Source organism: Salinisphaera shabanensis E1L3A (assembly GCF_000215955.2).
Lineage (GTDB): Bacteria > Pseudomonadota > Gammaproteobacteria > Nevskiales > Salinisphaeraceae > Salinisphaera > Salinisphaera shabanensis.
Genome location: NZ_AFNV02000004.1, coordinates 35069 through 48569, shown reverse-complemented (window position 1 = coordinate 48569; position 13501 = coordinate 35069). Strand labels below are relative to the sequence as shown.

Sequence of the window (13501 nt, the reverse complement as noted above, 5' to 3'; positions counted from 1 at the left end):
AGCCGATATGTCTGCCGACCGCATCCTGCACGAAGGCGAATTTCTGCGCTTGAAGCGCCGCGACCATTGGGAATACGTCGAGCGCGCCAATGCCCGAGGGGCGGTCGTCATTGTCGCACTCACCCCGGACGATGAACTGCTGCTGGTCGAACAGCCGCGGCTGCCGCTACAGGCCAACGTGATCGAGTTGCCCGCCGGACTGGTTGGCGATATTGCCGGCGCCGAGGACGAAGATCTGGAGATCGCGGGCATGCGCGAACTCGAAGAAGAAACCGGCTATCGGCCGGCGCGTATGACGTTCCTCGCCGCGGGCCCGCCCAGCGCGGGGCTCGCCAACGAAACCCTGAGTTTCTATCGCGCCTTTGATCTGACGCGTATCGACGCCGGTGGCGGTGACGATAGCGAAGACATCATTCCGCATGCCGTACCGTTGGCCGAAGTCGAAGATTGGCTGGGCGCACGCGAGGCAGAAGGCAAGCTCATCGATCCGAAGATTTTTGCGGGCCTGTATTTTCTGACCCGGCAACGCTGAACTCACGAAACTCGACAGGGCCGATCGGACGATCACTGGCGAGACAGGCCGCGTAGTCGCTGCTCAGGTCGATCGCATTCAGGCACCACGGATGATCGTCCAGTCGTGCGGTATTGCCCTCGAGATCAATGGCACGAATGCGCTTGAGACCGACCCGGCCGCTGGCCTTGACCGTCGCTTCGCGCGCGCACCAGTAATCGAAAAAAGCCATGGGCGTGCGCTCGACGTGCTGACGCTCGGCAGGGTCGAGCAGGCGCGCCATGCGCGTCATGTCGCGTAGCCGTCGATACTCCACATCCAGGCCGATCCGTGCGTTATCGCACAGCGCGCAGGCGACCAGCCTGTCGCTATGCGAAATGCTGAATGCCGGTGCACCGGCGATCTGGGGTTGCCCGCTCGCACTGAATCCGATGCGTTCTACGGTGTTTCCCGAATAGCCCGCAGCCGCCAGCAACTGTTGCAATAACCAGAGTCCTGCACGGGTTCGTCGACGTGCGCCATCGTTGGCCATGCGTTCGATACGTTCGCGATAGGCGGGTGGATCGGATATGCCATGGCCGCGGATAAACAAGTCTTGATCGTGTGCATCCAAAAATGTGTAAAATACACGCACCATAAAAATAATCGATTCAATTTAGTAAGCCGCGCAGCCGAGGTTGGTCAGCAGAGACAGGCTGCGTTTTTGATTTGGCGTTCCCAGATGTCCAGCAGCCTATCCGATATTGCCTGTCCAACTGATGCGCGCGGCCCCTCCGCCGGTTTCGATGTGGCGCCTGATGAGGCGACGCGTCGCATGCTTGTGCGTTGGCATGACGTTTACGGCCCGGTTTATCGCATACCGGCGCCGCAGGGGAACGCGCGTCATTGGGTGATCCACGAGCCCGAGTTCGTTCAACAAATCATGGTGCGTCGCGCGGCGCGCTACGCCAAGGGCATGGGTCTCGATCGCGTTCGGCTGCTGCTGGGCGAGGGCATCATGGTCAGCGAGGGCGACTTCTGGGCGCGTCAGCGCCGGTTGCTTCAGCCGGCTTTCAAGCCGCGCCGTCTGGCGGACTTCAACGCCATGATCGCTGCCGAGAATGCCGATCTGGCCCAGCGTTGGGCCGAGGCCGCCCGTATCGACGCGCCGGTCGATGTCGCAGCGCATATCAGCGAGCTCACGCTGGTAATCGTGCTCAAGTCGATCTTCGGCGAGGATTATCCACGCCTCGTGGACGGCGCGGCCAACCCGTTTTCGCTACTCAGTGAGGAGGCCACCCGCGACCTGCGCTTTGCTGCGCGTTTTCATCGGCTGGGGCGCGTGGTGGAATCGATCATCGAGGCGCGTACCGAAAGTTCGCCCGAACGGTTCGATTTTCTCGGCCATATGCTCACGGCACGCGGTCGCGACGGCACGGGTATGAGCCGCCGCGAACTGGTCGACGAAGTCATGACGCTGATAGTGGCCGGGCACGAAACCACGGCTAGCGCATTGGCCTGGGCCTGGTACGAAATCGCCACGCATCCCGAGGTGTGCGCACGGGCCCAAGCCGAAGTCGATGCGTTAGCCGAGCATGAGATAGCCGATGTCGTAGATCACGCCAGCGATCGGCTGTGCTTCATCGAGGCGGTTATTCACGAAACGTTGCGTCTGTACCCGCCCGGCTGGCTGTTGTCGCGGCGGGCGATTCAGGCCGACACGCTGGGCGATTACGAGATCGCAGCAGACGATCAGATATTCATTAGCCCCTACGTGTTGCATCGCGACGCGGCGTACTGGTCCATGCCGGATCGATTCCGCCCCACACGTTTTCTGCAGGCGGGTGTGCCGTCGCAACGCTTTGCCTATATTCCGTTCGCCGCCGGCCCTCGCCACTGCGTGGGCGAGCATTTGGCGATGACTGAAATGCGACAACACCTGGTCACGATGTTGCGCCGCTTCACGCCGGTCTACGCCGGCGATCATCCACCTAAGCTGGAATCGCGGATCAATCTGCGTCCCGGCGACGGCGTGCCCATTCGCTGGCGCGCCCGAAAAGAATTCTTCTAGAGGTTTGCTTATGTCTGGTTTCCGTACGCTTGCCGACGTGTTGGATGCGCAGGGCGATTCGCCGCACGGTATCGTTTTTATCGATGGCGCCCACGACGAACGCGGACTCAACTACCGGATGCTTGCGCGGTCCGCCGAGGGGCGTTTGGCCGTGCTGCAAGAGCAGGGCATACAGGCCGGCGAACCGTTGATTCTGTTCGTCGAGGACAACCTTCGGTTCCTGCAGTTCTTCTGGGGCGCAATCTATGGCGGTATCGTGCCCGTGCCGATTGCAGCGGGTGCCACGCCGGCCCAGTTGGAAAAACTGGTGCGCGTCTGGCGCCATCTCGACGAACCACGCATCGTGGCGAGCCCCAAGCATATCGAGCGCGTGCGCGATTTCATGGAGCAGCGCGGCGAACGCGACACCGGCGAACGTTTGGCCGAGCGTTCGCTGTCGGACGAGCCGCCGGCGGTGGAGACACCGGCCGAGCGCGCATCGCTGACGCCGCAGGATACGGCGTTCATCCAGTTTTCTTCCGGTTCGACCGGTGACCCGAAAGGCGTGGTGCTCACCCATGCCAACGTGCTCGCGAATATCGAAGCGATCAGCAGCGGCTCGCAGTTCGGGCGCGATGAGGTGGCGCTGTCCTGGATGCCGCTTACCCACGACATGGGCCTGATCGGTTTTCATCTCACCCTGGTGTACAACGGCTTTGTTCATTATCTGATGACGCCGGATCTGTTTGCGCGCCGGCCGTTGTTGTGGCTAGAAAAAGCCGCCGAGATTCGTGCCACGCTGCTGTGTTCGCCGAATTTCGGTTATCGCCATACGCTGCGGGCGATTGCCGCCAAGGGCCGCCCTGAACTCGATCTGTCGAGCGTGCGCCTGATCTACAACGGCGCGGAGCCGATCGCGCCGGCGCTGGTGCGAGAATTTCTTGCGACCTTGGCACCCACCGGTCTCAAGGCCACAACGATGTTCGCTGTCTATGGCCTGGCCGAGGCCAGTCTCGCAGCCACGTTCCCGGCACCGGGTCGTGGCCTGCGTAGCGTGTCGGTGGCACGAGGCGAATTGGGCTTGGGCGATACCGTGCGCTACGACCCCGGCGCGCAGGCGCTCGAACTCGTCTGCCTGGGCACGCCGGTCAGGTCGACCGAACTCAAACTCGCGGACGCGCAAGGCGATGCGGTCGAGGAGGGTGTGGTCGGCCGGGTCTGGATACGGGGCGCCAATGTGACCGCCGGCTATTACGGCAATCCGAACGCAAACGCCGATGCGCTGGTGGGCGACGGCTGGCTGGATACCGGCGATCTGGGTTTTTGTTACGACGGCGAGCTCGTCATTACCGGCCGTGCGAAAGAGATCATCTTCGTCAATGGCCAGAACCACTATCCGCAGGATATCGAGGCCCTGTTACAGGACGTGCCCGGCGCGGAACTCAACAAGCTTGCAGCCGCCGGCGTACAGGCGCCGAGCACGACCGAACAGGCGCTGGTTCTGTTCGTCGTATTTCGTGGTCACCTCGAGGATTTCGCCGCGATCGCGCGCGAACTGCGCGGGGCGCTCAATCAGCGCGCCGGTCTGGTGGCATCGCAGGTGCTGCCCATCTCGCGTATGCCCAAGACCACCAGCGGCAAGCTGCAGCGTTCGTTACTTGCGCGTCAGTATGCCGAAGGTGAATTCGCTGCAATCGTTGCAGAACTCGACAAGCTGCTTGGCGCAGCAGAGCCTGAGAGCGCGACGGCCGATCGCAGCGATATCGCGGCTGAACTCAAGGCCATTTGCGACGACATCGTTCCCGAGCGCGATCTGGGCTATGACGACGATCTGTTCGAAAGCGGGCTATCCTCGCTGGAGCTGGCCCAGATTCACGAGGGCATCGAAACACGTTGGCCGAACCGCTTGGAAATGACCGACTTGTTCGAATACCCAACGATCAACGCTTTGGCAGCGTATCTACAGGAGGAAACTGCAGTGGCCTAATCGGAGTTAGCCGAGTCCGTCTCCGGCGCATTTTCGGTTTCGGTGCCGAGATATCGGGGCGGACGCGGCGTGGCGCCGGTCTGGTGATCGGCGTCACGCGTGAGTTCGTCGAGCCGTGTACCCAGCGTTCTGGCAGCCTCGTCGATATTAGCGCCACGCGCCACCGTCAGCGGCTCACCGATCGTGATCACGACGCGCGCAAACGGCTTGGGAATGATCAGCCGATCCCATGAACCGAGCTGCCAATAACGGTCGGCCGAAAAGGACATGGGTAACACCGTGGCCTGGGTCATCTGTGCAAGCATGAGCGTGCCGGGCTTGGCGATGAATGCCGGCCCGTGCGGGCCGTCCGGATGAATGATTGGCGAGACACCGGTTTTCATCACGCCGTAGAGATCGCGCATTGCCCGCGCACCGGTACGTGTTGCCGAGCCGCGAATGACGTGAGCGCCCATGCCATCGACCACGCCCGCCACGATTTCGCCGTCGCGCGACGGCGATACCAGAAACCCGGGCCGCAGTCCTCGCGCTTTCGCCTGCAACAAAAAGCCAACGCTTACGCTTAGCCGCTGATGCCAGCAGCACAGCAGTAACGCGCGCCCGCTGTCGATCGACTCCGACAACCGTCCATCGCCGCTTACATGCTGGATTCGGCAGCTGGCGAGCAGGGCGCGGGCGACCAGCCGCAGTAGCGGTAGGCCGATACGCATGCCAAGCCGTGTGGTCCAGCTTGGGGGGCTCTGACTGTCCTGGCTCATAGACGAGGCGGTTGTCCTATGGATTTGCGTCTTGAGCGATTTCACACAGTGCATTGAGCCGATGGCCGAGTTCCTCGGCGATGTCTTCGGCATCCTGCTTGTCGTGCAACGTGCCGATCGGCCACGGTTCGCCCACTGCGATTTTAAAACAACAGAAGGGCTTGGGCACGTGGAACGTGTCCCACGATTTCACCTGCCAGTAACGACTCGCCGCGGCGCCCACCAAAAACAACGGTGCGCCCGAACGGCTGGCAAGAATGACTGCGCCCGTCTTGAATACGCGTGCGGGGCCGCGCGGACCGTCGCCGTACATCATCGGCGATATGCCCTCGGCGACCGCCTCGGTGAGCGCCTGCATCGCTTCCTTGCCGGTGCGACTGGATGAGCCGCGTATCGGTACGACACGGTGATTGTGTGCGACCCGAGACATGAATTCGCCCTCGCGCGACGGGCTGATCAGAAAGCCGACATTCATGCCGCGATCCACGAGCGAACGCAGAAACAACCCGCTTGGCACCAGGCGCTGGTGCCAAGCACAGGGCACTACCGGGGTGGCGCGAGCGAGGCTGTCTTCGAGGTGCTGCCGGCCTTCGACGATCTTGATTCGACAGGTCAGGCGAAGCAGCCAGATATAGCCGGCCATACCCCACTGTGAAACCGTTCTGAGCGCACGTTGGCCAAGGCTCGGTGGCGGGCGTTTTCGCGGTGTCTTCTTGCCCGCGGGTTGCGATGGATCGGTCTGCGCTGCCATAGGTTTTTCATCCTCCATCCGGCGGAGCTTGCGGCCCGACAGGGGGTTGCGCAAGTTGCGCAGATCGGCCACGAGTTGAAACTCGGGCCGAACGTTCGCATTGTGTTCGAACCATTCCCGCCGCTTTTGCCTATGTCCTTGCTGGGGCAACTTTACGGCCGCGCGCCCGCGCTGCTGACTGACCTCTATCAGCTCACCATGGCCTATGCGCATTGGCATAATGGTTCGAGCGAGCGCGAGGCGGTCTTTCATCTGTTCTTTCGCGAGGCGCCGTTCGATAACGGCTTCGCGATCGCCTGCGGGCTGGAAACCGCGGTGGAATACGTCACCCAGATGTCTTTTTCCGAGGCCGATGTTGCGTATCTGGCCACGCTCGAGGACAACGCCGGGGACGCGCTTTTCGACCCCGCCTTTCTGGATTACCTGCGCGATCTTCGTTTTACCGGCGATATCGATGCGGTGCCCGAAGGCACGGCTGTATTCGCGCATCAGCCGATGCTGCGAGTGCGTGCGCCCATCCTGCAGGCGCAGCTGCTCGAAAGCGCGCTACTGAACATGATGAATTTTCCGACCCTGGTCGCGACCAAGGCCGCGCGTATCGCGCATGCCGCAGGCGACGACCCGGTGCTCGATTTCGGTCTGCGCAAGGCCCAGGGTATCGACGGCGGCGTGTCCGCGGCACGCGCGGCTTATATCGGCGGCTGCGCGGGGACCTCGAACGTGCTCGCCGGCCAGCTGTTCGGCATTCCGGTCTCGGGCACCCATGCCCATGGCTGGGTGATGGCATTCGATGACGAGATCGACGCTTTCGATGCCTACGCTGCAGCGCTGCCGGAGAACTGTGTTTTCCTCGTGGACACCTACAACACGATCGAAGGCATCGAGAACGCGATCCGTGCCGGCCGGAAACTACGTGAAAGCGGCCACGAAATGGCCGGCATCCGGCTGGATTCAGGCGATCTCGCCGAGCTATCGAAAACCGCGCGCCGAATGCTCGATGCCGCTGGGTTCGAGAACGCGCGTATTGCCGCCAGCTCCAGTCTCGACGAAAAAGTCATCGCCGAGCTCAAGCGCGAAGGTGCGCCCATCGTGCTGTGGGGTGTGGGCACGCGCCTGACGACCGCCCAGCCCGATGCGGCGCTCGATGGCGTTTACAAACTGGCTGCGATTCGCAGTGATCGCGGCACCTGGTCGTATCGAATGAAGCTCTCGGATACGCCGGGCAAGCTCACCCGGCCCGGTGTGCATCAGGTACGCCGCTTCACCGAGCAGGGCGCACCGTTCGCGGATCTGTTGTTCGACGAGGCCGCGCCGAAAACCGCCTGGGCAGGCACGCGTGGCCCCCATTGCCATAGCTTTGATGCGCAGGCACCGCATATCGATCTGCTCGCGGGCGTCGTGCGCAACGGTGCGCGTGTGGGGGCGGCCCCGGATCTGGCCGATGTGCGTGCCTATGCCGGTGAACAGTTCGCTTATTTCGCCAGGCACAGCGATTACCCGGCGCTGATCGATCGCTATCTCGAGGAATCTACCGACGCGCTGCGTGACTGGCTGGCGCGGCGCGATACGCCAGGACCGTCGCGCACGGGAAAAATCGCAGAGTGAACTCGATATGAAACAAGCGCTGTTACTCGTCGACATCCAGAACGATTTTCTGCCTGGGGGCGCGCTCGCGGTGACGGAGGGCGATGCGGTCGTGCCCGTGGCTAACGCCTTGATGCCCGCCTTCGATTATGTGGTGGCCAGCCAGGACTGGCATCCGCCGCATCACCTGTCATTCGCGGCCGAGCATGCCGGCTACGAGCCCTTTCAGGTCACTGAGCTGGATGGCCATGATCAGGTTCTGTGGCCGGTGCACTGTGTTCAAGGCGCGCCCGGCGCAGGATTCGCTTCGGCGCTGGATATTGCCGGTATCGACCACGTGGTGCGCAAGGGCATGGAACGGCGACTGGATAGCTACTCGGCGTTCTACGATAACCACCACCTCAACGCCACGGGGCTGGCCGACCACTTGAAGGCGCGCGATATCGATCATCTCGTGGTGCTCGGGCTCGCGGCCGATGTGTGTGTGAAATTCACTGTCGTGGATGCGCTGGCCGAGGGCTTTGGGGTCACGCTCGTGCGCGACGGCGTGCGCGGCGTGGACATGCAGCCCGGTGACACGCAGGCTGCGATCGATGCCATGCAGGTTGCTGGGGCAACGATCGTCGACAGCAGCGAGCTGCTTACCGGTCTCAAATAAGTACAAGCAGCGCGTAAATACGCATGTGCACGGCTTTTATTGCACATAGCAGGTTGGTAGATTGGACGGATATTCCCCCTGACGGCATATCCGATATGAGCGCTGTTCCCAAAGATCTGGCGGTGTCCGCGCGTCTGGCCGACGAGATGCGCGTCCCGTTCCCGAATTCGTCGAAAATCTACGCCACGGGTTCGCGTGCCGATATTCGTGTGCCCATGCGCGAAGTCAGCCAGTCGAACACCCCGGCCACATTCGGGGTAGAGAAGAATCCGCCGATCACGATCTACGATTGCTCGGGGCCATATACCGACCCCGAGGCGACGATCGATCTCACCGTCGGCCTGCCGGCCCTGCGTGCGGGCTGGATCGAAGAGCGGGGCGATACCGAATTGCTCGACGGCCTGTCGTCGCAGTTCGGGCGTGCCCGTGCCGAGGATGCATCGACCGGCCATCTGCGTTTTCCCGATGTGCGCACGCCGCGTCGCGCCAAGGCTGGCGCGAACGTCAGCCAGATGCACTATGCGCGCCAGGGCATTGTCACCCCGGAAATGGAGTTCGTGGCGATTCGCGAAAACGCGAAGATCGATGCGATCAAGGATTCACGCCTGTTGCGTCGCCATCCCGGTGAAGGCTTCGGCGCCAATTTGCCGGAACATGTGACCCCCGAGTTCGTGCGCGACGAAATCGCGGCCGGGCGCGCCATCATTCCCAACAACATCAACCATCCCGAATCCGAGCCGATGATCATCGGCCGCAATTTCCGGGTGAAGATCAACGCCAATATGGGTACCTCGGCGGTATCCAGCTCGATTGCCGAGGAAGTCGAGAAGATGGTCTGGGCCGCGCGCTGGGGCGGCGATACGATCATGGATCTGTCGACCGGCAAGCATATTCACGAAACCCGCGAATGGATCATCCGCAATTCGCCGGTGCCGGTGGGCACCGTGCCGATCTATCAGGCGCTCGAAAAAGTCGACGGCAAGGCCGAAGAGCTGACCTGGGAGATGTATCGCGACACGCTTATCGAGCAGGCCGAGCAGGGCGTCGACTATTTCACCATTCATGCCGGCGTGCGCCTGCCGTTCGTGCCGATGACGGCCAATCGCGTGACCGGCATCGTCTCGCGCGGCGGCTCGATCATGGCCAAGTGGTGTCTGGCCCACCACACCGAATCCTTTCTCTATACGCATTTCGAAGAGATCTGCGAAATCATGAAGGCGTACGACGTGGCCTTCTCGCTGGGCGACGGTCTGCGCCCGGGCGCGATTGCCGATGCCAACGACGAAGCCCAGATGGCCGAATTGCGCACGCTGGGCGAACTCACCCAGATCGCCTGGAAGCACGATGTACAGGTCATGATCGAAGGGCCGGGCCATGTGCCCATGCAGCGTATCAAGGAGAATATGGACGCCGAACTGGCCGATTGCCACGACGCGCCGTTCTATACGCTTGGCCCGTTGACCACCGATATCGGCCCCGGCTACGACCACATCACCTCTGCAATCGGTGCCGCCCAGATCGGTTGGTACGGCACGGCCATGCTTTGTTACGTCACGCCCAAGGAGCATCTGGGCCTGCCGGACAAGGACGACGTGCGCGAAGGCATCATTACCTACAAGATCGCGGCCCATGCAGCCGATCTGGCCAAGGGGCATCCGGGCGCCCAGATTCGTGACAACGCCTTGTCCAAGGCGCGTTTCGAATTCCGTTGGGAAGATCAGTTCAATCTCGGGCTCGATCCCATGAAGGCGCGCCAGTTCCATGACGAAACGCTGCCCAAGGACAGTGCCAAGGTCGCGCATTTCTGTTCGATGTGCGGGCCGAAGTTCTGTTCCATGCGTATTTCCCAGGAAGTCCGCGAGTTTGCGGCCGAGCGTGGCATTGAAACCCCGCAGGACGCGCTCGATGCCGGTCTGGCTGAAAAGGCCGAAGAGTTCCGCGAGGGTGGGAGCACGCTTTATAAATAACGGCGTCAGACGAATTCAGCGATAATTCATCCTGCAGAGACTAGCGTTCAACTTCGAAGCAGATCGAATCACACGGGAGAAACCCATGAGAAAAGAAACCGGTACATTGGTGCGGCGTCTCACGCTATGCGGCGTGGCCGTTGTGGGTCTGAGCGTGGCGACCATCAGCTCGGCTCGCGATCGGGACGACTTGATCACGACCGCGAGTACGGCGGGCACCACCGCTTATATCGTGGGTAAGAATATCGACGACGATTTCACCCAGGCTCAGGACTTCGCCGATACCCAGTCGGTTGCACTACGCCGAGAGGCCGCGACCGGTGAAGGTGAAAATCTCGATGCGCTGGCCGCGCTTCTGCATGAAGAAAACCCAGATGCGTTCGGTCGCTGGATGCGGACCAACTATGGACAGTTGTATGGGCCGCAGGTCTCCTCTGACAGCAACGTGGTCGATCGCATCGTCGCGATGCGTTAGTTCGCAACGACGGGCTGACAGGAAAAACGCCGCTTCGAGCGGCTTTTTTTTGCGCGAACATTCGGGGCTTCGCCCCAGCATACGGCTGTAACCCATATGCATACTTGCATTGCGCGTGTCGGTGTTGTTCGATGCCTGTAGCAGCCCGGCTTGTTGTAGCCTCGGCTTGATGCTTACTGGTATTCGGATGCGCCCCATATGACCACTGCCTATTTTAGTCATTCCAGTTGCCCGCTACATGACATGGGGCGCGGTCATCCCGAGTCGCCGTCACGGCTGGTGGCCGTCGAAAAAGGCATGGGCGTGGTTGGCGTGGATCGTCGCGTAGCGCGCCGCGAAGCGCCGCAGGCGCCGCTGGACGCGGTCAAGCGCGTCCATAGCCCGGCTTATGTCGACGAGTTGGTGACCTTTGCTCCCACACGGGGGCGCGTTCGTTTGGACGACGATACGTCGATGAACGGCCACAGCCTGACCGCAGCATTACATGCGGCGGGCGCCGTTGTCGCGGCGACCGATGCCGTTCTGGCGGGCCAGGCTGCGAACGCGTTCTGTGCCGTTCGCCCGCCCGGTCACCACGCCGAACACGATCGGGCAATGGGCTTCTGTTTTTTCGATAACGTCGCCGTCGGCGCCGCACATGCACTGCACGTGCACGGCTTGCGGCGCGTCGCCATCCTCGATTTCGATGTCCATCACGGCAATGGCACGGAAGACGTACTGCGCAACGAGCCACGCGCGCTGTTCTGTTCGAGCTACCAGAACCCGCTGTTCCCGTTTACCGCAGACGACAATGCACACGACACGTTAATCAAGACGCCCCTGAAGGCGGGTACGCCGGGCAGCGTGTTCCGGCAGGCCGTCGAGCGCGACTGGCTGCCCGCGCTCGATGCCTTCGCGCCCGATATGATCTTCGTGTCGGCCGGTTTTGATGCCCACCGTTCCGATCCGCTCGCCGATCTTATGTTTGAGGCCGAGGATTACCAGTGGGTTACCGAACGCATCGTCGAAGCCGCCGACCGGCTGTGCGACGGGCGTGTGGTTTCCACTCTGGAGGGCGGGTATGCCCTCGATGCGCTGGCCGCCAGCTCGGCGATCCATATTCGTACGCTGTGCGAGGCCGGCGAGCGGTGAGATCGACGCTGCGGCATGCCGTAGCAATAGCGCTGTTTATCTGCGCGCCGGGTGTCGCCGGCGCCAACCCTTCGGACCAGTCGGGTCCGGCACGCGTGGCCAATGCGGCCGGCGAATATCTCGTATTCAGCGACGCGCTCACCGCCGATTGCATGCTGCACCGCGGCCGATCTCGACGAATTGCAAATACGCATCCAACACGTGCAATCCGAGTGGTTCTGATCGCCTATACCGGCAAGACACGGGCGCAGGGTGATAGCGAATTTATCCTCGATCCGAAGACCGAGCCGAAGCCGTTGGGTTGCGATTCAGTCAGCGGCCTAGCGCGCCGCTGGGAGATCGTACACGCGAGGTTCGTTTCGCCGGCGAGGCGTTAGCACGGCCTCTGCGATAGTGGCGCAGCATGCAATTGATTATTAAAACGACATTTTAATAATCACTCTAAAAATTTAATAAGTGATTGAAAAGTGGAAGCGCATTATCGATGGATAGCCCTGATAGTCATGGGTGTTTGCGCTCCGTTTTCATGGTCGATAATTTATAACTTCTCCAATAATAAGAGGAGTGGGGAAGATGAAAAACGTATTTGTTCTGATAATCGCGACTGTGCTGCTGTGCATGAGTGCGGTCGCCATGGCGGCAGTGAATATCAATAGTGCCGATGCCGAGACGCTGAGTCAGCTGCCTTATATCGGCGAATCCAAGTCGGCCTCGATCATCGAAGAACGCGAAGCCAATGGCGAGTTCGAGTCGGTCGATGATCTGACCCGGGTCAATGGTATTGGCAGCAAGACTGTCGATCGTATTCGCGATCAGGTAACGGTCGACGGCGATTCGGCTATGTCCGACGATGGCATGTCCGAAGACGACACGGCGGATGAGGCGCAAGACAACTGATACATTCACGCCAACCGCATCGACAAGGCCCGCCGACGTGCGGGCCTTGTTGCATTACGCGTATGCGTAAGGGCCGCCGGCTTTCAGAGCGCGCTGATAGGCGGGACGCTCGTGGATGCGTTTGACGAAGGCTGCGATGTTCGGACACCGCGGCTGAAGATCCATACGCGCGCAGGCGGCTTCCAGCGGAAAACTCATCATGATATCGGCGGCACTGAACTCGTCGTCCACGAACCAGTTGTGCTGGCGTAGAGAATGCTCGATATAGTCCATATGCAGGTTGAGCTGGGGCCGGATGAACTGTTTCTTCACATTGGCGGAAATCGCTTTGGCGATTGGCTTGATCAGGAACGGGGCCTGTTTCTCGACGGTGTCGAATACCAGATGCAGCAGTAGCGGAGGCATGGCCGAACCCTCGGCGTAGTGCAGCCAGTAGTCGTAATTAAGACGCTGGTCGCTGCCGCGCGGCGGCGCGAGGCGGCCGTTGCCGTGCGTTTCGACGATGTAGTCGATTATCAGGCCGGTTTCGGCGACCGTACGTTCGTCATCGGTAATGAGCGGGGACTTGCCCAGAGGGTGCACTTTCTTGAGTTCGGCCGGCGCAAGCATGGTCTTGGGATCACGCTTGTAGTGCTTGACCTCGTAAGGCAACTCTAACTCTTCGAGTAGCCACAAGACGCGCTGCGAGCGCGAATCCTCAAGATGATGAACCGTAATCATGTGCCTATCCCTGCATATTGAAGTCGAGCGTAA

14 protein-coding genes are annotated in these 13501 nt (G+C 61.3%); 10 read left to right on the top strand and 4 right to left on the bottom strand.

Going from position 1 to position 13501, the window contains the following annotated elements:
* Positions 1-7: 7 nt before the first annotated feature.
* Positions 8-532 (top strand): NUDIX hydrolase, encoded by a 525-nt coding sequence (locus SSPSH_RS03525; RefSeq protein ID WP_006912253.1) that lies wholly within the window; start codon positions 8-10, stop codon positions 530-532.
* Here SSPSH_RS03525 and SSPSH_RS03520 read toward each other — a convergent pair.
* On the bottom strand, positions 480-1103 hold the full coding sequence (locus SSPSH_RS03520) for a 4'-phosphopantetheinyl transferase family protein (RefSeq protein WP_161627799.1): 624 nt from the start codon (positions 1101-1103) through the stop codon (positions 480-482). The genes SSPSH_RS03525 and SSPSH_RS03520 overlap by 53 nt on opposite strands.
* Before the next feature lie 222 nt (positions 1104-1325).
* On the opposite strand from SSPSH_RS03520, the gene SSPSH_RS03515 reads away from it, so the two are divergent.
* Positions 1326-2561, top strand: coding sequence for a cytochrome P450 (locus tag SSPSH_RS03515; RefSeq protein ID WP_021031371.1), 1236 nt, complete (start codon positions 1326-1328; stop codon positions 2559-2561).
* 10 nt (positions 2562-2571) lie between these two features.
* Positions 2572-4527, top strand: a complete 1956-nt coding sequence (locus SSPSH_RS03510; RefSeq protein WP_006912250.1) for a non-ribosomal peptide synthetase — start codon at positions 2572-2574, stop codon at positions 4525-4527.
* Here the strand turns inward: SSPSH_RS03510 and SSPSH_RS17720 are convergent.
* Together SSPSH_RS17720 and SSPSH_RS03500 are read right to left on the bottom strand one after the other, a co-directional pair.
* The gene (locus SSPSH_RS17720; protein ID WP_021031370.1) at positions 4524-5285 is read right to left on the bottom strand and encodes a lysophospholipid acyltransferase family protein; all 762 of its coding nucleotides are present in this window, start codon (positions 5283-5285) and stop codon (positions 4524-4526) included. The genes SSPSH_RS03510 and SSPSH_RS17720 overlap by 4 nt on opposite strands.
* A 16-nt stretch (positions 5286-5301) precedes the next feature.
* Complete coding sequence (locus SSPSH_RS03500) at positions 5302-6036, bottom strand: lysophospholipid acyltransferase family protein (RefSeq protein WP_161627798.1); 735 nt, start codon at positions 6034-6036, stop codon at positions 5302-5304.
* 132 nt (positions 6037-6168) lie between these two features.
* Here SSPSH_RS03500 and SSPSH_RS03495 point away from each other — a divergent pair, with 132 nt between their 5' ends.
* From SSPSH_RS03495 to SSPSH_RS03465, 7 genes are all read left to right on the top strand, one after another.
* On the top strand, positions 6169-7641 hold the full coding sequence (locus SSPSH_RS03495) for a nicotinate phosphoribosyltransferase (protein ID WP_006912247.1): 1473 nt from the start codon (positions 6169-6171) through the stop codon (positions 7639-7641).
* A gap of 7 nt (positions 7642-7648) precedes the next feature.
* Positions 7649-8278, top strand: coding sequence for a bifunctional nicotinamidase/pyrazinamidase (pncA, locus tag SSPSH_RS03490; RefSeq protein WP_021031368.1), 630 nt, complete (start codon positions 7649-7651; stop codon positions 8276-8278).
* Positions 8279-8373: 95 nt separating this feature from the next.
* Entirely contained in the window at positions 8374-10245 is a 1872-nt protein-coding gene (gene thiC, locus SSPSH_RS03485; RefSeq protein WP_006912245.1) for a phosphomethylpyrimidine synthase ThiC, read from the top strand.
* A gap of 85 nt (positions 10246-10330) precedes the next feature.
* Positions 10331-10720 carry a DUF3015 family protein gene (locus SSPSH_RS03480; protein WP_006912244.1) on the top strand — a complete coding sequence of 130 codons (390 nt, stop codon included), beginning with the start codon at positions 10331-10333 and terminating at the stop codon, positions 10718-10720.
* Between the two features lie 198 nt (positions 10721-10918).
* Complete coding sequence (locus SSPSH_RS03475) at positions 10919-11851, top strand: histone deacetylase family protein (protein WP_021031365.1); 933 nt, start codon at positions 10919-10921, stop codon at positions 11849-11851.
* 95 nt (positions 11852-11946) lie between these two features.
* Complete coding sequence (locus tag SSPSH_RS18935) at positions 11947-12228, top strand: hypothetical protein (protein ID WP_161627797.1); 282 nt, start codon at positions 11947-11949, stop codon at positions 12226-12228.
* Positions 12229-12424: 196 nt separating this feature from the next.
* The gene (locus SSPSH_RS03465) at positions 12425-12748 is read left to right on the top strand and encodes a ComEA family DNA-binding protein (RefSeq protein ID WP_006912241.1); all 324 of its coding nucleotides are present in this window, start codon (positions 12425-12427) and stop codon (positions 12746-12748) included.
* A gap of 54 nt (positions 12749-12802) precedes the next feature.
* On the opposite strand, the gene SSPSH_RS03460 is transcribed toward SSPSH_RS03465, so the two are convergent.
* A complete protein-coding gene (locus SSPSH_RS03460; RefSeq protein ID WP_006912240.1) occupies positions 12803-13468 on the bottom strand; it encodes a glutathione S-transferase in 666 nt (221 codons plus the stop codon).
* Positions 13469-13501: the final 33 nt, after the last annotated feature.